Origin of the sequence: Klebsiella sp. K5-45, assembly GCF_030128605.1 — a bacterium.
GTDB classification, from domain to species: Bacteria; Pseudomonadota; Gammaproteobacteria; order Enterobacterales; family Enterobacteriaceae; genus Klebsiella; species Klebsiella quasipneumoniae.
The window spans coordinates 184,679-206,949 of the sequence record NZ_JAKUZW010000007.1; the positions used below are offsets into that span (position 1 = coordinate 184,679).

The 22,271-nt window shown below is 56.4% G+C and carries 19 protein-coding genes and 1 riboswitch; of the genes, 5 read left to right on the forward strand and 14 right to left on the reverse strand.

The annotated features are described in order from the left end of the window. Positions 1–71 precede the first annotated feature (71 nt). The gene (locus tag MKS11_RS16520; RefSeq protein ID WP_004204302.1) at positions 72–839 is read left to right on the forward strand and encodes a DedA family protein; all 768 of its coding nucleotides are present in this window, start codon (positions 72–74) and stop codon (positions 837–839) included. Here the strand turns inward: MKS11_RS16520 and thiQ are convergent. From thiQ to sgrR, 4 genes are all read right to left on the reverse strand, one after another. Then, entirely contained in the window at positions 826–1,527 is a 702-nt protein-coding gene (gene thiQ, locus MKS11_RS16525) for a thiamine ABC transporter ATP-binding protein ThiQ (protein ID WP_017901198.1), read from the reverse strand. The genes MKS11_RS16520 and thiQ overlap by 14 nt on opposite strands. Continuing rightward, positions 1,511–3,121 (reverse strand): thiamine/thiamine pyrophosphate ABC transporter permease ThiP, encoded by a 1,611-nt coding sequence (gene thiP / locus MKS11_RS16530; protein WP_004204304.1) that lies wholly within the window; start codon positions 3,119–3,121, stop codon positions 1,511–1,513. The genes thiQ and thiP overlap by 17 nt, the downstream gene beginning before the upstream one ends. Further along, the gene (thiB, locus tag MKS11_RS16535) at positions 3,097–4,080 is read right to left on the reverse strand and encodes a thiamine ABC transporter substrate binding subunit (protein ID WP_065878103.1); all 984 of its coding nucleotides are present in this window, start codon (positions 4,078–4,080) and stop codon (positions 3,097–3,099) included. The genes thiP and thiB overlap by 25 nt, the downstream gene beginning before the upstream one ends. A gap of 32 nt (positions 4,081–4,112) precedes the next feature. After that, a riboswitch (TPP riboswitch) is annotated at positions 4,113–4,332 on the reverse strand. A gap of 36 nt (positions 4,333–4,368) precedes the next feature. After that, a complete protein-coding gene (gene sgrR / locus MKS11_RS16540; protein WP_065697312.1) occupies positions 4,369–6,024 on the reverse strand; it encodes an HTH-type transcriptional regulator SgrR in 1,656 nt (551 codons plus the stop codon). A gap of 87 nt (positions 6,025–6,111) precedes the next feature. Here sgrR and sgrT point away from each other — a divergent pair, with 87 nt between their 5' ends. Further along, the gene (sgrT, locus tag MKS11_RS16545; RefSeq protein ID WP_004204309.1) at positions 6,112–6,264 is read left to right on the forward strand and encodes a glucose uptake inhibitor SgrT; all 153 of its coding nucleotides are present in this window, start codon (positions 6,112–6,114) and stop codon (positions 6,262–6,264) included. Between the two features lie 286 nt (positions 6,265–6,550). Further along, positions 6,551–7,735, forward strand: a complete 1,185-nt coding sequence (locus tag MKS11_RS16550; protein ID WP_004204311.1) for a sugar efflux transporter — start codon at positions 6,551–6,553, stop codon at positions 7,733–7,735. A 44-nt stretch (positions 7,736–7,779) separates the two neighbouring features. On the opposite strand, the gene MKS11_RS16555 is transcribed toward MKS11_RS16550, so the two are convergent. Then, the gene (locus MKS11_RS16555) at positions 7,780–9,090 is read right to left on the reverse strand and encodes an MFS transporter (RefSeq protein WP_004204313.1); all 1,311 of its coding nucleotides are present in this window, start codon (positions 9,088–9,090) and stop codon (positions 7,780–7,782) included. Between the two features lie 231 nt (positions 9,091–9,321). On the opposite strand from MKS11_RS16555, the gene MKS11_RS16560 reads away from it, so the two are divergent. Next, positions 9,322–10,218, forward strand: coding sequence for a LysR family transcriptional regulator (locus MKS11_RS16560; RefSeq protein ID WP_087771089.1), 897 nt, complete (start codon positions 9,322–9,324; stop codon positions 10,216–10,218). A gap of 37 nt (positions 10,219–10,255) precedes the next feature. Here the strand turns inward: MKS11_RS16560 and aroD are convergent, their stop codons facing one another. From aroD to leuL, 9 genes are all read right to left on the reverse strand, one after another. Next, entirely contained in the window at positions 10,256–11,011 is a 756-nt protein-coding gene (gene aroD, locus MKS11_RS16565) for a type I 3-dehydroquinate dehydratase (protein ID WP_004204316.1), read from the reverse strand. 30 nt (positions 11,012–11,041) lie between these two features. Further along, positions 11,042–12,256, reverse strand: a complete 1,215-nt coding sequence (locus MKS11_RS16570) for an MFS transporter (protein WP_062914367.1) — start codon at positions 12,254–12,256, stop codon at positions 11,042–11,044. A 10-nt stretch (positions 12,257–12,266) separates the two neighbouring features. Further along, positions 12,267–13,130, reverse strand: a complete 864-nt coding sequence (locus MKS11_RS16575) for a shikimate dehydrogenase (RefSeq protein ID WP_017901194.1) — start codon at positions 13,128–13,130, stop codon at positions 12,267–12,269. Positions 13,131–13,141: 11 nt separating this feature from the next. Continuing rightward, on the reverse strand, positions 13,142–15,175 hold the full coding sequence (locus tag MKS11_RS16580) for an FAD-dependent oxidoreductase (protein WP_284109629.1): 2,034 nt from the start codon (positions 15,173–15,175) through the stop codon (positions 13,142–13,144). Positions 15,176–15,572: 397 nt separating this feature from the next. Then, complete coding sequence (gene leuD / locus MKS11_RS16585) at positions 15,573–16,178, reverse strand: 3-isopropylmalate dehydratase small subunit (protein ID WP_004204321.1); 606 nt, start codon at positions 16,176–16,178, stop codon at positions 15,573–15,575. A 10-nt stretch (positions 16,179–16,188) separates the two neighbouring features. Beyond that, positions 16,189–17,589, reverse strand: a complete 1,401-nt coding sequence (leuC, locus tag MKS11_RS16590; protein ID WP_004177417.1) for a 3-isopropylmalate dehydratase large subunit — start codon at positions 17,587–17,589, stop codon at positions 16,189–16,191. A gap of 2 nt (positions 17,590–17,591) precedes the next feature. After that, positions 17,592–18,683, reverse strand: a complete 1,092-nt coding sequence (gene leuB / locus MKS11_RS16595; RefSeq protein ID WP_017901193.1) for a 3-isopropylmalate dehydrogenase — start codon at positions 18,681–18,683, stop codon at positions 17,592–17,594. Continuing rightward, the gene (leuA, locus tag MKS11_RS16600; RefSeq protein WP_004204323.1) at positions 18,683–20,254 is read right to left on the reverse strand and encodes a 2-isopropylmalate synthase; all 1,572 of its coding nucleotides are present in this window, start codon (positions 20,252–20,254) and stop codon (positions 18,683–18,685) included. The genes leuB and leuA overlap by 1 nt, the downstream gene beginning before the upstream one ends. A 95-nt stretch (positions 20,255–20,349) precedes the next feature. Next, positions 20,350–20,436, reverse strand: coding sequence for a leu operon leader peptide (gene leuL / locus MKS11_RS16605; RefSeq protein ID WP_017901192.1), 87 nt, complete (start codon positions 20,434–20,436; stop codon positions 20,350–20,352). A 614-nt stretch (positions 20,437–21,050) separates the two neighbouring features. Between leuL and leuO the strand changes: the two genes are divergently transcribed. Further along, the gene (gene leuO, locus MKS11_RS16610; protein ID WP_072140386.1) at positions 21,051–22,019 is read left to right on the forward strand and encodes a transcriptional regulator LeuO; all 969 of its coding nucleotides are present in this window, start codon (positions 21,051–21,053) and stop codon (positions 22,017–22,019) included. Positions 22,020–22,271: the final 252 nt, after the last annotated feature.

The window sequence follows — 22,271 nt, forward strand, 5'->3', positions numbered from 1 at the left end:
GACAATTGTTGGCTTGACGACGGCGCGATGGCTTCGGAGAATCCGGGCTTCGTTTTTTAACCGGGTACATTATGCAAGCATTGCTCGAACACTTTATTACCCAATCCACGGTCTACTCGTTGTTAGCCGTGATGCTGGTGGCCTTTCTCGAGTCGCTGGCGCTGGTGGGGCTTATTTTACCCGGAACGGTGATGATGGCCGGCCTTGGGGCGCTGATTGGCGGCGGTGAGGTTAATTTCTGGCAGGCGTGGCTGGCGGGGATCGTGGGCTGTCTGCTGGGAGACTGGATCTCATTCTGGCTCGGCTGGCGCTTTAAAAAGCCGCTGCACCGCTGGTCGTTCATGAAGAAAAACCGCGCCCTGCTGGAAAAAACCGAGCATGCGCTGCACCAGCACAGCATGATCACCATCCTGATTGGCCGCTTTGTCGGGCCGACGCGTCCGCTGGTGCCGATGGTTGCCGGGATGCTCGACCTGCCGGTGGCCAAATTCGTGCTCCCGAATATTATCGGCTGCCTGCTCTGGCCGCCGCTCTATTTCCTGCCGGGGATTCTCGCCGGCGCGGCGATTGATATTCCGGCCGATGAAAACAGCGCCAGCTTTCAATGGCTGCTGCTGGGGGCGGCGCTGCTGGCCTGGCTGGCGGGGTGGCTGTGCTGGCGGCTGTGGCGGAGCGCGAAAACGTCTGGCGATCGGCTGTCCCGCTGGCTGCCGCGCGGGCGTCTGCTGTGGCTGGCGCCGTGTATGGTCGCGCTGGCGGCAACGGCGTTAACATTTGTCTTCCGCCATCCGCTGATGCCGGTCTATCTGGCGATCCTGCACAAGGTTATCGCGCGCTGATCCCCATCAGATGCGAGGCGCTGCTGCGGCCGCTTAACAGCTCGGCGGTAGCGCCATCCCAGACAATGCGCCCTTCGGCGACCACAATCGAGCGCGGCGCGATGCGCGCGGCATCTTCCACGCTGTGCGAAACCATCAGCAGGGTGAGCTGCTGCTGTTCACAGACATCCGCCACCAGCGCCAGCATCTCCTGACGCAGCGCCGGGTCGAGCGCCGAGAAGGGTTCATCCAGCAGCAGCACCGGCTGCTGGCGCACCAGACAGCGGGCCAGCGCAGCGCGCTGCCGTTGACCGCCGGAGAGCGCTCCCGGCAGGCGGTCAAGCAGGGCATCAATTCCCATCTGGGCGGCAATCGCCGTGACTTTATGCTGCTGTTCGCGGCTCAGTTTCAGGCCAGGGTGGATCCCGAGGCTGATATTCTGCCGAATGGTCAGATGGTTAAACAGGTTATTCTCCTGGAACAGCATCGAGACCGGACGCTGCGCCGGCGGCGTCGCGTGATGCGTCTCGCCGTTAATCTGCAGGCTGCCGCTGGCGGGCGGCAGAAAACCGGCGATCAGATTCAGCAGGGTGCTCTTTCCGGCGCCGCTGGGGCCGAGCACCGCGATGCGCTCGCCGCGCGCGACGTCGAGAGTAAAGCGCATCGGCAGATGCTGGTACAGCCAGGTCACATCATTGAGTTTTAGCATCACGCCCCGGAAGTTTTTCAATCAGCGTAAATAATAAGAAACAGAGCAGCAGCAGAAGCAGAGCGGTGACGGCGCCGTCCTGGCTGCGGTAGGCGCCTATCTGCTGGTAGAGATAGAAAGGCAGGGTGCGGAACGCCTCGTTGCCGAACAGCGCCACCACGCCGAAGTCGCCAATCGACAGCACGCAGGCGAAGGCTAACGCCTGGGCTAGGGGGCGCCGGAGCGCGCGAAGTTCGATGACCCGCAGTCGCGTCAGGCCTTCGATCCCCAGCGACTGGCACAGCATATTGTAGCGGACGGCAATGTCGCGCATCGGGTTTTCCAGCACTTTAAGCGCGTAGGGGATCGCCATCAGAGCGTTGGTAAAGATGACGATGCCGTCGGCGGACTCCGGCAGGCCGATGCTGTTATTGAGCAGCAGAAAGAAGCCGGTAGCCAGCACGATGCCCGGCATGGCAAGGATCAGCATGCCGCTCAGCTCCATCGCCTGCCCAGCCAGCGGCCGCTGACGGGCGCGCAGCTCGCGACTGCTCCATAGCAGCATCATTGTCAGGGTCACGCTCAACAGCCCGGCGGCGATGGCGATGCGCAGGGAAGTCGTTAATGCCTGCCAGAGGGCGGGCTGCGCCAGCACGTCCAGCATATTGCGGTTGACCCCGTCGACGATGACCGCCAGCAGCGGCGGCAGCAGCAGCAGCAGGGCGGCGCCGATCAGCAACCCATCGCTCAGCCGGCTATGCAGGCGATCGTCAGGGTCACGCCAGCCGCGGACATGGCTGACGCCGATAGCCACCGCTTTACTGAGGCGCTGGCTGAGCAGCACCAGCCCGAGGCAGCAGAGCATCTGAATCAACGCCAGCATTGCCGCTCGCGCCGGATCGTAGTCAAAGCTCAGCGCCTGGTAGATAGCCAGCTCAATCGTGGTGGCCTTCGGGCCGCCGCCCAGCGACAGCACGGTGGCGAAGCTGGCAAAGCAGAGCATAAAAATCAGCGCGGCGACGGCGGGAATGTGCCGGCGCATCCATGGCCATTCGACGAGGCGGAAGAAGGCATAGCCGCGCATGCCAAGCTGGGCGGCAATTTGCCGCTGCTCGCCGGGAATGTTCTCCAGCGCCTGCAGCAGCAGGCGGGTGGCCATCGGCATATTGAAAAAGACGTGCGCCAACAGGATGCCCTGCAGGCCGTAAGGTGAGAAATCCCACTGCCAGCCGAAAGTGTGAAACAGCGAGGCCAGCCAGCCCTGGCGGCCATAGACGCTGAGGATGCCGAACACCGCCACCAGCACCGGCAGGATCAGGGTCATCGCGCACAGACGCAGCAGCAACGTGCGGCCGGGGAAGCGACGCCGATAAAGCGCGCGGGCGAGAAAGATAGCCGGCCCCACCGAGAGCAGCGCTGACAGCGACGCCTGCCAGAAGGAGAAGCGCACCACATGCCAGAGGTAGCTATCGCTGAAGACCGTCCGCCAGCCCGCGCCGGGGGCGCTGAACCACAGCGCCAGAAACGCCGCCAGCGCGACGGCGCAGAGCAGCGTAGCGGCGAACAGGCCCGGCAGCAGCCCGCTCAGGTTTAGCGGCTGACGGCGCGTTGCCATGCGCTAATCCAGGTCTGACGCTCGCTGGCGACCTGCTGCGGGGTAAACGTCAGCGTGGTCTGCGGTTTTACCAGGCTTGCAAAACCGGCCGGCAGCGCGACCTGGGTCACCGGATACATCCAGTTGCCGGTGGGGATGGCGTTCTGGAAGCCAGGCGAGACCATGAATTTGAGGAATTTTTCCGCCAGTTCCGGCTGCTTGCTGGCGGCGGTGCGGGCGGCAACTTCGACCTGCAGATAGTGGCCTTCGGCGAAGTTCGCCGCCGCATAGTGGTCTTTCTTCTCTTCAATCATGTGGTAGGCCGGCGAGGTGGTGTAGCTCAAGACCAGGTCGCTTTCCCCTTTCAGGAACAGACCGTAGGCTTCGCTCCAGCCCTTGGTGACGGTAACGGTTTTCGCCGCCAGCTTCTGCCAGGCCTCGGGCGCTTTATCGCCATAGACCTTTTGCATCCACAGCAGCAGCCCCAGCCCCGGGGTACTGGTGCGCGGATCTTCATAGATGACCCGCCATTTCTGCGGGCTCTCGACCAGCTCTTTCAGGCTCTTCGGCGGGTTGGCCAGTTTGTTTTTGTCATAGACGAAGGCGAAATAGCCGTAGTCGTAGGGGACAAAGGTATCGTTATCCCAGCCGCCCGGCACGCTGACCGCGCTGGCGGGTACGTTGCTTTTGGCAAACAGTTTACTCTGCGCCGCGGCTTCCAGCAGGTTGTTATCCAGGCCCAGCACGACGTCAGCCTTGCTGTTCTTGCCTTCCATACGCAGACGATTGAGCAGCGAAACGCCATCTTCCAGCGCGACGTACTTCAGCTCGCAGCCGCAGTCCGCTTCAAACGCTTTTTTGACCGCCGGGCCGGGGCCCCAGTCGGCAGAGAAGGAGTCATAGGTATAGACAGTGAGGACAGGCTTCGCCAGAGCGGGCATGGCGACCAGCGCCAGCAGCGGGAGTAATTTTTTCAACACTTTGCACCTCAGAAAAAAGGGGGGGCAAAGGATTTTGAGTGAGCCTCAAATCCCTTCGCCGGCGTTATCCGGATCAGGTTCGACGGGTATTTTCTCAGCCCATACGCTTCATCCTTCAAGCCGCATCTGCGTTAGCTTCGCGCGTTCACCCCAGTCACATAGTTATCTATGCTCCAGGGGATTCACCCGCTTGCTGCCTTGATGCAACTTGAATGATATTGCGTATGTTTATTAGCACCCCGTTGAGAACGGCCTTAGTGTAATGATTTTGTCAGATGACGGAAAGGCTTACGGCTCCGGCGGCGCAAACCATGCGGATTTAAAATCGAACCAGCCGAGGGTGTTCATCCGCACGCCGCGCATACTGCGCTGGCCCTGAATCATCAGCCAGTGATGGATCAGCGGCACGATATGCTGGCTGGCCAGCAGACGCTGACTCCAGGTGGCCGGATTAAACTCTCCCGCGCGCCAGCGGCTGGCGTCTTCCTGCCAGTCGATGGGGATGCAGCGCTGAATCAGCGGGACTTCGTACAGATAGGCGAAAAGCGAGAATTCGATCGGTAAGGTGAAGTTAACGCTGTTGAGCCAGATATCGCTGACCACCTCGCCGCGATGCCAGGCATCGTACTCCAGCTCCTGGATCTCCAGCTTCACCTGATGCGCGGCCAGCAGGTCGCGCATGATCCCGCCGATCACCCGGTGTTCGACGTGATCGCGGTAATAGGTGAGGGTGACCGTCTCCAGCCCCGCCGGCTTGTCGCTGGCGTGGTTGCTGGCGTGATGCCAGCGCGGCAGCAGGCCGTAGGCGGGAAACCAGTTGCCCTGGTAAAGTTCGCCCGCGTGGTAGAGCAGGTTCGCGGGCTGGAACAGATAGCTTAACCAGCGGCGCACCGCCTCGTTGGCGCCCAGCGGGCTTCGCGAGTCAAACAGCAGGTAGTAGCACCCCTCTTCCAGACGACTCTCCACCGCCTTTTCGCTTTCGGTATTGCCCTGCAGCGTCAGGCCGCCGTTGGGCTCTTCGCTAATTTCCGGTAGCACCCAGACGTTCACCTCATCGATCAGCGCCCGGTAGCCAAAATAGTCCTCAAAGGCGTGGATCTTGAGCTGGTTCTGATTGTTACGCACCACGGCATACGGGCCGGTGCCGACCGGCATCGAAGAAAAGTGGTTCATGGTCTGCCACTCCTGCGGCAGCACCATCGCTGGCACCTGGCCCAGCAGCCAGGGCAGCCAGCGGTCGGGCTGGCGCAGATGAATATCCAGGGTCCAGGCGGTGGGCGACTCGATGCGTTCGATATGCGAATAGAGCGGCAGGGCATTGCTGCGCTGCAGAGAAGCGATCACATCGCTCATCTCCAGCTCACGGCCATGGTGAAAATGGATGCCTGGCCGGAGGAAAAAGCGCCAGTGGGTGGGCGTCAACTGCTGCCAGTGGTGGGCAATATCAGCTTCCAGTTCCCCATTTTCCTCATTTACCCGCGTCAGCGCGCTGAATATTTGCCGGGCGATATGGGTTTCCGAACGTCGCAGCGCGCTGCCGGGCAGTAAATTCTTCATCGGCCGGTAGTAGAGCACGCGCAGGATGTGCCGCCCCTGGCGGAAGCTGCGCCCGAGATGCGAGACCAGCATCTGACGGACGGCGGCTTTATCGCCGACCAGCTGCACCAGCTGATCGATGCGATCCTGTTCAAGCAGATCTTCGGCACGCTGCTGCTGCAGGGCGAGGCCGGTATAGAGAAAGGTCAGCCGCGAGCGTTTTCCGCGGCCAGCCTCCGCCTCCCAGGTCAGCCAGCCGCGGGACTCCATCATATTGAGTAAGGTGCGCATGTGGCGGCGCGAGCAGCTCAGCATTTCCGCCAGTTCGTTGAGGGTGGTCTCCTGCGACTTGCCGTCGCAGCACTGCCATAGACGGATGAACTGTTGTTGCAGACGGCCGGAAGACATAAAAGGGGAACTCCTGCGCAAAACTCAGCAATTTATTACTCCCCATATTAAGCCAATAATGAATCCCGATGAAGCGAGGAGGTGAATATGATGAGGTCTACCGCAAAATCGTTCTACCAGCGCTACTTTTCTGCGACGCAGGAAGCGTCCTGGCTGGCCCGCCTGATGGCAGGACGACAGCAGGAAATCCTGGGCGAACTGATGCAGTGGGGAGTGACGTCAAAGACCTCTGATCATTGACTTGCAGACATCATGTGTGACTGAGTATTGGTGTTATACTCGTCGTTTTTCAAGCTGCAGGTGCGCGCGCTTGCCCGGGTCTATCGCTGTCGATGCTCCCAGAGCCTATGTTCTGGCCGCGTGAATCGCCCCTACGGGACTCACCCTTTCGGAGCCAGCGTAAGCGCTGCGCAAAACGGTTAACCGTTTGTCCTGCAACGTGAAATCCACAGAGTATAGAATCACCCGCCAGCAGAAAGCCTCTGCTGGCTTTTTTCGTTTACTTCGCGTGTGTTAAGGACATTTCATGCTGTGGTTGATGACGATGGGACGACGGCTAAACGGCGTCTATGCCGCCTTTATGCTGGTTGCTTTTATGATGGGCGTGGCGGGCGCATTGCAGGCGCCGACGTTGAGCTTGTTTCTCAGCCGCGAAGTGGGGGCGCAGCCGTTCTGGGTGGGCCTGTTCTACACCGTGAATGCGATAGCCGGGATCCTGGTGAGTCTGGCGCTGGCCAAGCGCTCCGATAGCCGCGGCGACCGGCGGCGGTTAATTATGTTCTGCTGTCTGATGGCGGTAGGCAATGCGCTGCTGTTTGCCTTCAACCGCCACTATCTGACGCTGATCACCTGTGGGGTGATGCTGGCATCCATCGCTAACGCCGCCATGCCGCAGCTCTTTGCCCTGGCGCGGGAATATGCCGACAGCTCGGCGCGGGAAGTGGTGATGTTCAGCTCGGTCATGCGTGCCCAGCTGTCTCTGGCGTGGGTGATTGGCCCGCCGCTGGCCTTTATGCTGGCGCTCAACTATGGCTTTACCACCATGTTCTCTATTGCGGCGGGCATCTTTGCGATCAGCCTGGCGCTGATTGCGGTCAAACTGCCCTCGGTTCCGCGCGTGGAACAGCCCTCGGAAGAGGCGGAGGCGCTGGCGCAGGCCGGCGGCTGGCAGGACAAGAATGTGCGGATGCTGTTTATCGCCTCCACCCTGATGTGGACCTGCAACACCATGTATATCATTGATATGCCGCTGTGGATCAGCAGCGATCTCGGGCTTCCCGACAGTCTGGCCGGGATCCTGATGGGCACCGCCGCCGGCCTGGAGATTCCGGCGATGATCCTCGCCGGCTACTACGTGAAGCGCTTTGGTAAACGTAAAATGATGGTAGCGGCGGTGGCGGCCGGTGTGCTGTTTTATCTGGGGCTGATCCTGTTTCATGCCCGAACGGCGCTGCTGGCCCTGCAGCTGTTCAACGCCATTTTTATCGGCATAATCGCCGGGATCGGCATGCTATGGTTCCAGGATTTAATGCCGGGACGCGCGGGGGCGGCGACCACCCTGTTTACCAACAGTATTTCCACTGGCGTGATCCTCGCCGGCGTGATGCAGGGGGCGCTGTCGCAGAGCTATGGCCACGCCAGCGTCTACTGGACGATCGCCGCGATTTCGCTGGTGACGCTGTTTTTAACCAGCAAGGTGAAAGATATCTGACCGTCCTCTTCGCCCCGGCGTGCAATTCGCCGGGGCCGCCGTCTTTACTTCAGTTCGATTCGCTTGATGTCGCCGATGATAAAAATGTAGGCAATCACGCCGATCAGCGCCGTCAGGCCGACGTAGATCAGTGCGTAAAAGAAGTTACCCGTTGCGGAGATAATCACGCCAATTATCAGTGGGGCTATAATCGACGCCATATTAGCGCAGAAATTAAATATCCCGCCGGTCAGGCCTGCCATATTTTCCGGGGCAATATCAGAAATTAACGTCCAGCCCAGACCAACCATTCCCTGGCCAAAAAATGCCACTGACATAATAATAATAACGGTGCTGTTGGCGCTCACCCAGTTCGCCGCAATAATACAGCTGGAGAGTAATAATCCGGAAATTATTGGTAACTTCCGACTGATATTGACGGAGCCGGTTCGCTTCAGCAGTCGGTCCGAGATCCAGCCGCCGAAGAGGATGCCGATGGCGGCGGCGAGAAACGGCCAGGTGGCGAAGAAGCCAACGTGCAGCCAGGGAAGATGGCGCTCGTTGGCCAGATAGCTGGGAAACCACGTCAGGAAAAACACCAGCGTGGTGTTGCCCGCAAACTGACCCAGACTGGCGCCGAGGATCTGGCGACAGCCCAGCAGGCGCCTGGCGTCACGCCAGTTAAATGGAACGTTCTGGATTTTATTGTTAATACCGTTTGCGCCGATATAATCCAGCTCCGCTTGATTAGCCGTGCGCGATTCATGGGGTTCGTGATAAAAACGCCACCACACCAAAGTAAATAAAATACCTAATCCTCCGGTGAGGAAAAAAAGCGTTCTCCAGCCGTGATGTTCGAGGATTAAAAATAACAGCGGTGAGAAGGCCGCCAGTCCTATATATTCACCAACCGTATATGTTGCCGTCGCCCGTGCGCGCTCATGCTGCGGGAACCAGGTGCTGACGATGCGGCTGTTGGCCGGGAAGCAGGGCGCTTCACTGACGCCAAGTCCCAGGCGTAGAAGCAGCAGAGATTTAAGCCCGAGGGTGAAACTTTGCAGCAGGGTAAACAGCGACCAGAAGAAAATTGACAGGGCATAGGTCAGTTTGTTGCCGAAGCGGTCTAAAAACATGCCGCCGGGGATCTGCGCCAGGGCATAGGTCCAGGCAAAGGCGGAGAAAATGATGCCCATCATCGCCGGATCGATATGAATTTCCTGGGTTAACTGTGGGGCAACGATACCGAGGATGGTGCGGTCGAGATAATTGATCATCGTTCCGACGGACAACAGCAGTAAAATAACTATCCGAACGCGGCTTCTTTTTTTCGTCCCTGATGAGGAAGTGAGGACTTCCTGAGAGTTTGACATACTCATAGCGAGATCCTTTAAAGTTTAAAATATTTTTGCATATATTTGTATATGCAAAAATATCTCCGGGAACTATAGGTAGTATCTATGAATGGCAACGCTTTGTGGCACATTCATACGCTTCAGAAAATAATATTTGATATACCGCCGATATTTACCCGCTCATGCGCATTATTGGTGGCTTGCATGGTATATTAGCATCAGTGGATTTATTCTTATATTATACGGGCAAAAATAATGAACCTAAAGCAACTTTATTATTTTAAACGTCTGTCTGAAACTGAACATTATACCGAAGCGGCCTCCAGTCTGTGCATCACTCAGCCTTCGCTAAGCCATGCGATATCAGAGCTGGAGAAGGAGTTAGGGGTCGCGCTCTTCGCCAGACAGGGACGGAACGTTAAAATTACGCAAAACGGCAAGCGTTTTCTGCCGTATGTCGAAGATGCCCTGGCCTCACTGGAAAATGGCCGCACAGTTTTGCAAAAAAACGGCGCTGAAAATAAAGAAAACATTCGTGTCGCCTTTATTTACACGATGGGCGAATATGTTGTTCCGCAGTTAATTAATAAATATTCTCTTTCACCTGAGTTTCACAATGTGACTTTTTCTTTTACTCAAGGGACCTCGCTGACGCTGTTGCAGGAGCTGAAAGCGGGAAAAGTCGATCTGGCGATCTGCTCTTATATTGCCGATGAGCCCGATATCGATTTTATTCCGGTTATTCAGCAGGAGCTGGTGGTGGTGACCGCCAGGGATCATCCGCTGGCCCGTCTGTATGAACATGAAGTCGACCTCGTGGAGACGATTCATTATCCCTATATCTATTTTTCAGAAAATAGCGGCTTACGTCCGTTTATCGATAATGTATTTATGCAGCAAAAGCTGGTGCCGGAGATTGCCTGCTACGTGGAAGAGGATACCGCGATGGCCGGGCTGGTCAGCATTGACTACGGGATCGCGATCATGCCGCGGATCTCGGCGCTCTCCCATTACAACGTCCATATCCTGAAGATTAAAAACACCCTCCCTCCGCGCTATATCTATCTGGCGACCATGAAAGACCGGGGACTTTCCCCGGCGCTGCAGTCGTTTAAAAATGTGGTCATCCACGACAGCCAGAAGATCTGTTAGCGAATAGCCCGGAGTGGTCCTCCGGGCTAAGGGGTTATCAGGAGAGAATATCCATCACTTCACGCAGCTTATTGATGGCGATCTGTCCCGGCGCGGAAGCTTGACCCACGGTACCGAAGGTCATGGCTGAGCCAAAAAGACGCCCGGTCACCCGGCTGACGCCGCCTGATTTTCCCATCGACATGGTGATCAGCGGGCGGGTGGCATACTTCTCTTTCATGGTCAGCGTGGCGGCGAGCAGGGTCAGAACGTCCTGCGGCGATTGCGGCATCACCGCGATCTTCGGCAGATCGGCACCCAGATCCTGCATGCGGCGCAGGCGATAGATGATATCTTCCTGGGCGGGGGTTTTATGAAAATCATGGTTACTCATGATCACTTTGACGCCCGCGGCATGCGCATCGTCAACCAGCGCGCGGATCTGCGCTTCATCATTGAACAGCTCGACATCGATGACATCAACCAGTCCACTGCGCGCCGCTTCGCGGTTGAGCGCGAAGTAGGCATCGTCGCTGAGCTCGGTCTCGCCGCCTTCTTTCTTGCTGCGGAAGGTGAACAGCAACGGCAGGGCTTTCAGCGCACCACGGATTTCCGCCAGCGCGGCCATCACCTGGGCCATCTCTCTGACCTGCGTAAAGTGATCAACGCGCCATTCGATGATATCGGCGCCGGCGTCGACCAGGCCGTGGGCGTTACCCAGTATTTCATCCAGCGTTTTGCCGATCAGCGGTACACAAATTAAGGTTTCCCCTTCCTGGAAGGTGATGTTCTTTACGGTAACTGCATTTGTCATGTAGGCATCCATTATTATTCGCGTTGAACCTCAGGCGGTGACTGCGGTGGGTGATACTTTTTGCGCCGCCCGAGCCTGCAGTTGACGATAGCCGATGTACAGGGCGATCACAAAGCCGATCACGGCGATCGCAAAATCAAACCACATAATGCTGGCAATACTGATCTGCGAAAGTTTGGCGGTGATCAGCGGGATCGTGAAGCTGGCGATACTGCCGGCGGTGTAGAAGATCCCGGTTGCCTTGCCTTTCCCGTTCGGGAAGCTCATCGCCATGATCGTCGCTCCCAGCTGTAGCACTCCGCCCGCGGCGGCAAAGCCGATGACAAAGGCGAAGCCGGTAACCATCATCGGCGTCGGGAACAGGCACACCAGCAGCAGCGAGACCATCGACAGGCCAGTATAGATGATCATGGCGACGGCAGAGCTGAACACCTCTTTGACGAAGGCAGCAGTCACGAAGACGCAGACCAACGACCCAACGGTATAGATGCTGAGCAGCTTAATCGCCGAGGCATAGGGCAGCCCGACCACGAACTGGCCGTACTGCGCCAGCCACTGGCTGACCAGATAGAACGTCGCCATGCCGATATAGCCGTACAGCGTGAAGATCATCATATCCAGTTTGTTGGCCTGCGGACGGGCGAACGTTTCCGCCTGTGGCTCAGGAGATTCCTCTTTTTTCGCTGCCTGGCTGTCAGGGAATGGCATTTTAAGCAGGTAAATCCCGCTCAGTACAAAGAGCGCCGCCGCAATCACGAACGACCAGCCGAACCATAGATTCGCCCAGATCAGGAAGCTGATAATGAACGGCAGCAGGAACTGCCCGGCGGAAACGAAGGCTTTGATCAGCACGTTGGCCCGGCTGGCGGAGTGCGGGAAAGATTCCATCAGCGCCGGATAGGTGCCGGAGTCGAGGAAGCTGTTCGCCAGGCCCGCCATAATGCCGAAGACATAGGCCAGATAGATATTTTTGGTCAGCAGAATGCCGACGAAAAAGATCAGGTAGCTCAGGATCCCAAGATAGATAAAGGGCTTGCGACCGAAGCGATCCGAGAGAAATCCGGTCACGATGGTCGCTAACTTACCAATACCTAACGAGGAGATAACGATCGATACGCCGGCTTTATCTGTTCCCCACTGCTCCTGAAGATGGGCCATGTTGAGGGTGATTAACAGCACCCCCATGCCGTGGATCAGGTAGTTGAGGTACAGCCCTGCCGCGGTAGGGACGTATTTATTTTTCATCGCTTGCCCCTTAGAACAGGATGCTTTTGATGTAATCAACCGGCATCTGTTTACCCGTCCAGATTTCGAACGCGCGCGCGCCTTGCCACAGCATCATCCCGAGGCCGTTTAGCGTGCGGCAGCCTTTTTTCTCAGCCACCTCCAGCAGGTGGGTTTTGCGCGGGTTGTATACGACGTCGGAGACGATCAGATCCGGACGCAGGAAGCTGTCGTCCGGCAGCAGCATCTGGCCTTCGAACGGCTTCATGCCGACCCCGGTGGCATTGGTCAGGATCACGCTGCTATCGATTTCGGCACGCAGTTTGTCATGATCGTCAAGATCGAACAGATGGATCTCACAGCGCGTGTTGTTGCGGATCTTGGCGACCGTTTCTTCGGCGTTGGCGAAGAATTTATCGCGACGGTTGAAGATGGAGATCGCCTTCACGCCATCCAGTGCCGCCTGGACGCAGAGTGCGGTCGCCGCACCGCCGGCACCGAGCACGGTCATCTTCTTGCCAATGATATCGATACCCGCTTCGCTAAGGGCGCGCATATAGCCGGTGCCGTCGGTGATATGCCCGGTCAGGACGCCGTCGTCATTGACCACGGTATTCACCGCCCCGACCAGCTGCGCCGCCGGCGACAGCTTATCGAGATACTGGCAAATCTCGGTTTTGTTCGGCATAGAGACGTTAAAGCCGCGCAGCTTCAAAGCCCGGAAGCCCTGGACAACGTCTTTCAGCTCCTGATTACCGACTTCAAAAGCCAGGTAGACGTAGTCCAGCCCGAGATGGGCGAAAGCCTCGTTGTGCATGGTGGGCGACATGCTGTGGCGAATCGGGGTGGCTATCAGACCAATCAGCTCAGTGTGTCCAGTAATACGTTCTGCCATGACAAAAATCCTCAATAAGTTAGAAAGGGAATTCGTTGTGCTTCGCAGCTGCCCAGCGCACCCATGTCTTCGAGGGTGTCCAGCACGTTGCGGCCTTCGCGGATGCCGTCGATAATGCGTCGCGCCATCACGCTGTCGCCGATATTCATGATTTTGACGTTATTGGCATTGGCCCAGCGTTCGATCTCGTCGAGACCCGTCCGGTTGGCGCGCATCCCCAGACAGACAAAGCCGTAGTCGAAGGGGATATCGAAGGTGTGCTGTGTATTTTTCACCTGGAAATGGTCGGCAGCCACCGCCATCAGTTGCGTATTCATGTGCTGTTCGACCTGGTGCTCGTCGAGCATGGTCAACATGGCATTCTTGGTAATGATGTCGAGATCGCGACCGGCGGCGTCCTGCATTTCGATTAAGACCGCCTGCGCGCCGCGAGCGGTAAAGTATTCGATGACGTCGAGGCCAACGGCGCCCGCGCCGACAACGGCGATGCGTTTGCCCTCGACATGGGTAAATTTCGCCAGATTGTCGATCATGCCGGTAATGGAGAAGACTTTGCCTTCCGCGGCGTCAATATTCTCCCGCAGTCCAGCAATGGGCGGCAGCAGGGGGGTTGAGCCGGTGGCATTGACGATCAGATGTGGACGCAGGGCGGAAACCGAGGCCACGTCTGCCCGTTTGCCGACCTGCAGCATCAGGTTGTCCAGCGCGGCGATGCGGTTTTTCATAAACTGCGGGAAATCCGCGATGCGTTTTTTCTCCGGCAGACGGGCGATATCGCTGGCGAGACCGCCGACGTGATTTTTCGCCTCCAGCAGCCAGGTGTGGCAGCCGACTTCCGCCGCGGTGCAGGCGGCCTCCATCCCGGCAGTGCCGGCGCCGATGACGACCACGTTCGTTTCGCGATTAACGCGCCGCGTTTTGTAGGCATCGCCGTGAATGATGTCCGGGTTAATTGAACAGCGCAGCGGACGCGAGCGGGCGATGCGATGGTCGGCGCAGCCGATGTTGCAGGAGATGCATTTGCGCATCACGCGCTCTTTACCGCTTTGCACCTTCTGGACCCACTCCGGCTCGGCAATCAGACCGCGACCAATGGCAATGAGATCGGCATCGCCGCTGGCGAGGATATCCTCGGCCACCTGCGGGGTACGGATATTGCCGGCGATGACCGTGGGCTTATGGAATTTATCGCGCACCGCGCGGGAGAGGTAACGCTTCCAGCCATCCTCCAGCGACATCTGGTCGATTTGCAGATTCAGGTTGTCGTTCTGCGCCGCCGAGACGTTGATGATATCGACCTTCTCCTGACAGAGCTCAAGGATGCGCAAGGAATCTTCGAGGGTATTGCCGCCTTTGAGGAAGTCGTCGGCGCTGATGCGCAGGCTGACCGGAAAACGTGGCCCGACGCAGGCGCGAACTTTATCGACAATCAGACCTAATATTCGAGTGCGGTTTTCGACGCTGCCGCCAAATTCATCGGTGCGTTTGTTAAATAACGGCGATAAAAACTGGCTAATTAAATAGGAGTGGCCGGCATGAATTTCGACGCAGTCAAAACCCGCGCGATGAACGCGCTCTGCGGCGTCCCCGAATTTTTCCACCGCGTGATAAATTTCCTCATGGGTCATTGGCCGCGGAATATTACCGTGCTTTTTCGAGGGCGTCGTCGAGGAGGAGAGCGGTGTCTGACCCTCGAGGCGGTAGGCATAAGCGGAAGCGCCAGCGTGATTTAACTGAATGGATACGCAGGCGCCGTGTTTATGCAGGGTCTCGGTTAATTTAAACAGCCGCGGGATATATTGATCGTTATCGATCCGCAGTTGGGTGGTGCCGTTGGAAGCGAAAGGGAAATCAATACAGATGTTTTCGATGGTGATAAGACCGGTGCCGCCTTTGGCCCGCAGTTCGTAGTATTCCAGCTGTTCCTGCGAGACCTCGCCATTGAGCGTAGCCATATTGGTGCCCATCGGGGGCATAATAATGCGGTTTTTTAGCGTCATGCCGTTGATGGTCAACGGACTGAAAAGGTGCGGATAGTGGCTCATCTCTTCTCTCCACAGGAGGCCGGGAGGCCGCTATGCGGGGGCCCGGGCGTGTCCTTAGTTAATATTTCTCTGTGGAAAAAGATAGCGAGGGGAAAAATTGAAAAATAATGTTTTTTTTTGCTGTGAGCTATAGGGGTTCTCTATGAGATTAACGCTTCTTTCACATTGTTATATTTTTATATTAAACACTCATACCTTATTTTTACTTGCAGTGAAGGGTTAATACATAAACCGCGCAGGTCAGGGGGAAGAAAGCGAAATCATTCGTCTTTATCGCGTGGGGCAGGCCAACGTCATGGGCTGACGTTCGAAGAATTAATATTGTTTTTTGTGCGTGAGATCTCAATTTTCTGCCGCAATAAATTAAAAAGCCCGGTCAAATGACCGGGTGCGAAGCTTAATTCATAAACGCCGGCAGCTTGTGCTCATAGTCGGAAATCGCCGCTTCATGTTGCAGCGTCAGGCCGATGCTATCCAGGCCATTAAGCATGCAGTGGCGACGGAAATCGTCGATCTTAAAGCTGTAGGTTTTATCCCCCGCTTTCACCACCTGCGCTTCCAGGTCCACTTCAAACGTAATGCCCGGGTTGGCCTGCACCAGTCTGAACAGCTCGTCGACCTGCTCATCGCTCAGCGTCACCGGCAGCAGCTGGTTGTTGAAGCTGTTGCCGTAGAAAATATCGGCAAAGCTTGGGGCGATAACGACTTTAAAACCGTAATCGGTCAGCGCCCACGGCGCATGCTCGCGGGAGGAGCCGCAGCCGAAGTTTTCCCGCGCCAGCAGGATAGAGGCGCCTTTGTACTCAGGAAAGTTCAGCACGAACTCCGGGTTCGGCTGTTGACCTTTATCATCGAGGAAGCGCCAGTCGTTGAACAGGTGCGCGCCAAAGCCGGTGCGGGTCACTTTCTGCAGAAACTGCTTGGGAATGATCGCGTCGGTATCGACGTTTGCAGCATCCAGCGGAACCACCAGGCCGGTATGTTGGGTAAATTTCTCTGCCATGATGGTCTCCTTACTTCAGATTACGGATATCGGCGAAATGGCCGGTCACAGCCGCCGCCGCGGCCATTGCCGGGCTCACCAGGTGCGTGCGTCCGCCGCGGCCCTGACGGCCTTCAAAATTACGGTTGCTGGTGGAGGCGCAGCGCTCGCCCGGGTTCAGGCGGTCGTTGTTCATCGCCAGACACATCGAGCAGCCCGGTAAGCGCCACTCAAAGCCGGCTTCGATAAAGATCTTATCCAGGCCTTCCGCTTCCGCTTGCGCTTTCACCGGACCGGAACCTGGTACCACCAACGCCTGGACGCCCGGCGCCACTTTACGCCCTTTGGCGATTTCCGCCGCGGCGCGCAAATCTTCGATACGCGAGTTGGTACAGGAGCCGATGAACACTTTATCGATAGCCACTTCCGTCAGCGGGATGCCGGATTTCAGTCCCATATAGGCCAGCGCTTTCTCAGCGCTGGCGCGTTCCACCGGGTCGCTGAATGACGCAGGATCGGGGATATTATCGGTGACCGAAATCACCTGGCCTGGGTTGGTGCCCCAGGTCACCTGCGGAGCAATCTCAGCCGCCTGCAGCGTCACCACGGTGTCAAATGTGGCGCCGTCGTCGGTTTTCAGGGTTTTCCAGTACGCCACCGCATCGTCAAAATCTTTGCCTTTCGGCGCGTGCAGACGGCCGCGTACGTAATTGAAGGTGGTTTCATCCGGCGCGACCAGGCCCGCTTTGGCGCCCATCTCGATCGCCATGTTGCACAGGGTCATGCGACCTTCCATGCTCAGATCGCGGATCGCTTCGCCGCAGAATTCCACCACGTGGCCGGTGCCGCCGGCGCTGCCGGTTTTACCAATGATCGCCAACACGATATCTTTGGCGGTGATGCCCGGCGCCGCTTTGCCTTGCACTTCGATTTTCATGGTTTTCGCACGACCCTGTTTCAGGGTCTGGGTCGCCAGCACATGTTCCACTTCGGAAGTGCCGATGCCGAAGGCCAGCGCGCCGAACGCGCCGTGGGTGGCGGTATGGGAGTCGCCGCATACAATGGTCATCCCCGGCAAGGTCACCCCTTGTTCCGGGCCCATTACGTGAACGATGCCCTGGTACGGGTGATTCAGGTCGTACAGCTCAACGCCGAACTCTTTACAGTTCTTAATCAGCTCCTGCATCTGAATGCGGGCCATCTCGCCGGACGCGTTAATGTCTTTGGTCTGCGTCGAGACGTTGTGATCCATGGTGGCGAAGGTTTTACCCGGCTGGCGCACCTGGCGGCCGTGGGCGCGCAGGCCGTCAAAGGCCTGCGGGGAGGTAACTTCATGCACCAGATGGCGGTCGATATACAACAGCGGGGTTTCGTTTTGCGCCTCATACACCACGTGCGCATCAAACAATTTTTCGTATAACGTCTTCGCCATGATTACACCCCTTCTGCGACATAGCGGGCAATGATATCGCCCATTTCATCAGTGCTGACCGCCGCCGTGCCGCGCGCTAAGTCGCCGGTACGAACCCCTTCCTCCAGAGCGCGGTTAATCGCGCTTTCAATTGCGCTCGCCGCCTCGTTAGCGTCAAGGCTATAGCGCAGCAGCAGCGCCAGGGAGAGGATCTGCGCAATCGGGTTAGCGATATTTTTGCCAGCGATATCCGGCGCCGAGCCGCCTGCAGGCTCGTACAGGCCGAAACCTTGTTCGTTAAGGCTGGCGGACGGCAGCATACCCATCGAGCCGGTGATCATTGCGCACTCGTCGGAGAGGATGTCGCCGAACAGGTTGGAGCACAGCAGCACGTCGAACTGAGACGGATCTTTAATCAGCTGCATGGTGGCGTTATCGATATACATATGCGCCAGCTCAACGTCCGGATACTCTTTGCCGATCTCACTGACGATTTCGCGCCACAGAATAGAGGACTGCAGAACGTTGGCTTTATCGATGGAGGTCACTTTGTGACGACGTTTACGGGCAGATTCAAAAGCGATGCGCGCGATACGTTCGATTTCAAAGCGGTGATACACCTCGGTATCAAAAGCTTTCTCATGCTGGCCGCTGCCTTCGCGGCCTTTCGGCTGGCCGAAGTAGATGCCGCCGGTCAGTTCGCGAACGCAGAGAATGTCGAAGCCGTTGGCGGCGATGTCGGCGCGCAGCGGGCAGAACTCTTCCAGCCCCTGATACAGTTTGGCCGGGCGCAGGTTGCTGAACAGTTTGAAGTGTTTACGCAGCGGCAGCAGGGCGCCGCGCTCTGGCTGTTCTGCGGGCGGCAGGTGTTCCCACTTCGGGCCGCCGACGGAGCCGAACAGGATCGCGTCCGCCTGCTCGCATCCGGCGACCGTCGCCTGCGGCAGGGGAGTTCCCTGGCGGTCGATGGCCGCGCCGCCGACGTCGTACTGGCTGGTGGTAATGTGCATGGCAAAACGTTGGCGCACGGCTTCCAGTACTTTCATCGCCTGGTTCATCACTTCCGGGCCAATGCCATCACCCGGCAAAACGGCAATATGGTAATTCTTCGACATTACACGGTTTCCTTATTGTTCTCTTTATTCTGAGCTTTGCGTTGCAATTCTTTTTCGACTTCGGCGGCGCGCCAGATGTTGTTCAGCACATGAACCATCGCTTTGGCTGACGACTCTACGATATCCGTTGCCAGACCAACGCCGTGGAAACGGCGGCCGTTGTAGTCAACGACGATATCCACCTGGCCCAGGGCGTCTTTGCCGTGGCCTTTCGCGCTTAAGCCATATTTCACTAATTCAATGTTGTAATTGGTGACGCGGTTAATCGCCTGGTAGATAGCATCGACCGGACCGTTGCCGTTGGCGGCTTCAGTTTTGATCTCATCCCCGCAGACCAGTTTGATCGAGGCGGTGGCGATATCGCTGGAGCCGGACTGAACGTTGAAGTAATCCAGGCGGAAATGCTCTGGCTCTTCCTGCTGCTTGTTGATAAAGGCCAGCGCTTCCAGATCGTAATCGAAGACCTGTCCTTTTTTGTCCGCCAGCTTCAGGAACGCGTCATACAGATGATCCAGGTTGTAATCGCTCTCCTGGTAGCCCATCTCTTCCATCCGGTGTTTCACCGCCGCGCGGCCGGAACGGGAGGTCAGGTTCAACTGCACCTGGTTCAGACCGATGGATTCCGGGGTCATGATCTCGTAGTTTTCGCGGTTCTTCAGCACGCCGTCCTGGTGGATACCGGAGGAGTGGGCGAAGGCGCCGGTGCCGACGATGGCTTTGTTCGCCGGGATCGGCATGTTGCAGATCTGGCTGACGGTCTGGCTGGTGCGCCAGATTTCATGGTGGTTGATATTGGTGTGCACGTTCATGATGTCTTTGCGCACTTTAATCGCCATGATGACCTCTTCCAGCGCGCAGTTGCCGGCGCGCTCGCCGATACCGTTCATCGCGCCTTCTACCTGGCGAGCTCCGGCGTGGACCGCGGCGAGGGCGTTGCCGACGGCAATGCCCAGGTCATCATGGGTGTGAACGGAGATAATGGCTTTGTCGATATTCGGTACGCGCTCATACAGGCCGCTGATAATGTTGGCGTACTCGAACGGCATGGTGTAGCCGACGGTATCCGGAATATTTATGGTGGTGGCGCCAGCGTTAATCGCTGCTTCCACGACGCGAGCCAGGTCAGCTATTGGCGTACGGCCGGCGTCTTCACAGGAGAATTCGACATCGTTAGTGTAATTGCGCGCCCGCTTCACCATATAAACCGCTCGCTCAATGACTTCATCCAGGGTGCTGCGCAGTTTGGTGGCGATATGCATCGGCGAGGTGGCGATGAAGGTGTGGATACGGAACGCTTCGGCCACCTTTAAGGATTCCGCCGCCACGTCGATATCTTTCTCAACGCAACGCGCCAGAGCGCATACGCGGCTGTTTTTGATGGTGCGCGCGATGGTCTGCACGGATTCAAAATCGCCCGGAGAAGAAACCGGGAAACCGACTTCCATCACGTCAACACCCATGCGCTCGAGGGCCAGAGCGATCTGCAGCTTCTCTTTGACACTCAGGCTTGCCTGTAACGCTTGTTCGCCATCACGTAAGGTCGTATCGAAAATAATGACTTGCTGGCTCATGGTTTGGATCCTTAGTCTGTGTCCTGGCGCCTTGTTGACGAGCATAAAAAAACCCGCGCCAAGGCGCGGGTTTTATAGTCTTGCTGGAAGATGACTTAACGCTGAACGTCGCCCAACAGCCTACCGCGCAAATGGCATGCGTTTAGTAGTAGTAGGCTGGTGATGCGAGTGGTGCGAATCATTGCGTCAAACTCCAGATGAAATCGTTATGCTTTTAGAGTTACTGGATAGCCGTTTCAAAGTCAACCCCTGGCATGGAAAAAGCGTTTTTGGTCCACGGCGTGAATTAGCTAATTGTGCTGATGTTTGCCCTTTTTTGCCGAAGATCCTTTTTTGGCCCTGCGGGAGCGCACTGGGATATGTTTCATTTGACAATGTACTTTGCATTAAAGGCTTCGCTCACGATGCGCCGCGAGCGAGGCGGCAAAAAATCGCTATCTAAATGAAAAGATTATATTTATTTTTCGTGTGAATATCTCCACCCCTTAACGGCTCTTTTTTCAATGATAAATGGTTGTTAATTTTATGGGGTAGAAAATAAAATGCTTTATTATTGCTTAAGTTACAGTTAATCATTGGTGTTGTTTTTATTTTTCTGAATTATGGTTAAACTCATCATCATTAAGTAACTAGTATGGTTTGAGCAGTTCACCTATTCTGGCGGTACCGGATTTACACTGCCACTCATAGCCTTGATATATTCCTAAAATACACCTTTGCTATTTTGCAAATGTCATTAGCATGATAAATGATATTTTCGCCGCTAATCATAGCGGTTTAGCAAAGGGAATTCATCGTGACGGCGGAACTAGATATGTTAATTGAAAGTCCAGAATATAAATCAGCCCCCGGACAGGAAGTCGTAAAACCTCAACTACGGATGGTTGATCTCAATCTGCTTACCGTTTTTGATGCGGTTATGCAGGAACAGAATATTACCCGTGCCGCCCATACGCTCGGCATGTCTCAACCAGCGGTGAGCAACGCGGTTTCACGTCTGAAAGTGATGTTTAATGATGAACTGTTTGTGCGCTATGGCCGCGGTATTCAGCCGACGGCGCGGGCCTATCAGCTCTTTGGCTCAGTGCGCCAGGCGCTGCAGCTGGTGCAAAACGAATTGCCAGGCTCCGGTTTTGAACCACTGAGCAGTGAGCGTGTTTTCAATCTGTGCGTCTGTAGCCCGCTGGATAACATCCTGACGTCGGTGATATTTAATAAAGTCGCTGAAATCGCGCCCAATATTCATTTAGTCTTTAAATCAGCGCTTAATCAAAATACGGAACATCAGCTACGTTATCAGGAAACGGAATTTGTGATCGGTTATGAAGAGTTCCGTCGCCCTGAGTTTGCCTGTGTGCCGCTATTCAAAGATGAAATGGTTCTGGTGGCCAGTCGCAACCATCCGCGTATCTCCGGACCGGTGATGGAGGCTGATATTTATCGCGAGGAGCATGCCGCGGTGGCTCTCGATCGGTATGCCTCATTCAGTCTGCCGTGGTATGACACGGCCGATAAACAAGCGCGCATCGCATATCAAGGTAATGCGATGGTCAGCGTATTAAACGTGGTGTCACAAACACAGATGGTGGCCATTGCGCCGCGCTGGTTGGCAAATGAGTTTGCCGATAAGTTAGCGCTGCAAATATTACCTCTACCGCTGAAGGTGAATAGCCGGACCTGCTATCTCTCCTGGCACGAAGCGGCGGGTCGCGATAAAGGCCATCAGTGGATGGAAGAGCTGCTGGTGGATATTTGTCAGCGCTGAGCCGATGGCAATGATTATGAAAGGGGCTTCGGCTCCTTTTTTTATATGATTGAATTACAAGAATGCAGAATTTTATGCTGTTTACTCTTTCAGTTGCTCTCCTCCCGTTAACAAAAAATGGATCAATTCCTGCTATCGCGCCTTTTCTCCGAGTATTTACTATTCTCTTTTCTTATCTCTGAAGCATTCCACCATATTTTCCTCTCTCCGCTTGTTTTTCTTCTTATTCCACTTAGAAAGCCCCTGTCGTGG

Excerpts from the sequence above, each read along its gene's own strand:
- MKS11_RS16520 (WP_004204302.1), top strand. The coding sequence starts at position 72 with ATGCAAGCATTGCTCGAACACTTTATTACCCAATCCACGGTCTACTCG.
- thiQ (WP_017901198.1), bottom strand. The coding sequence starts at position 1,527 with ATGCTAAAACTCAATGATGTGACCTGGCTGTACCAGCATCTGCCGATG.
- thiP (WP_004204304.1), bottom strand. The coding sequence starts at position 3,121 with ATGGCAACGCGCCGTCAGCCGCTAAACCTGAGCGGGCTGCTGCCGGGC.
- sgrR (WP_065697312.1), bottom strand. The coding sequence starts at position 6,024 with ATGTCTTCCGGCCGTCTGCAACAACAGTTCATCCGTCTATGGCAGTGC.
- sgrT (WP_004204309.1), top strand. The coding sequence starts at position 6,112 with ATGATGAGGTCTACCGCAAAATCGTTCTACCAGCGCTACTTTTCTGCG.
- MKS11_RS16550 (WP_004204311.1), top strand. The coding sequence starts at position 6,551 with ATGCTGTGGTTGATGACGATGGGACGACGGCTAAACGGCGTCTATGCC.
- MKS11_RS16555 (WP_004204313.1), bottom strand. The coding sequence starts at position 9,090 with ATGAGTATGTCAAACTCTCAGGAAGTCCTCACTTCCTCATCAGGGACG.
- MKS11_RS16560 (WP_087771089.1), top strand. The coding sequence starts at position 9,322 with ATGAACCTAAAGCAACTTTATTATTTTAAACGTCTGTCTGAAACTGAA.
- aroD (WP_004204316.1), bottom strand. The coding sequence starts at position 11,011 with ATGACAAATGCAGTTACCGTAAAGAACATCACCTTCCAGGAAGGGGAA.
- MKS11_RS16570 (WP_062914367.1), bottom strand. The coding sequence starts at position 12,256 with ATGAAAAATAAATACGTCCCTACCGCGGCAGGGCTGTACCTCAACTAC.
- MKS11_RS16575 (WP_017901194.1), bottom strand. The coding sequence starts at position 13,130 with ATGGCAGAACGTATTACTGGACACACTGAGCTGATTGGTCTGATAGCC.
- MKS11_RS16580 (WP_284109629.1), bottom strand. The coding sequence starts at position 15,175 with ATGAGCCACTATCCGCACCTTTTCAGTCCGTTGACCATCAACGGCATG.
- leuD (WP_004204321.1), bottom strand. The coding sequence starts at position 16,178 with ATGGCAGAGAAATTTACCCAACATACCGGCCTGGTGGTTCCGCTGGAT.
- leuC (WP_004177417.1), bottom strand. The coding sequence starts at position 17,589 with ATGGCGAAGACGTTATACGAAAAATTGTTTGATGCGCACGTGGTGTAT.
- leuB (WP_017901193.1), bottom strand. The coding sequence starts at position 18,683 with ATGTCGAAGAATTACCATATTGCCGTTTTGCCGGGTGATGGCATTGGC.
- leuA (WP_004204323.1), bottom strand. The coding sequence starts at position 20,254 with ATGAGCCAGCAAGTCATTATTTTCGATACGACCTTACGTGATGGCGAA.
- leuL (WP_017901192.1), bottom strand. The coding sequence starts at position 20,436 with ATGATTCGCACCACTCGCATCACCAGCCTACTACTACTAAACGCATGC.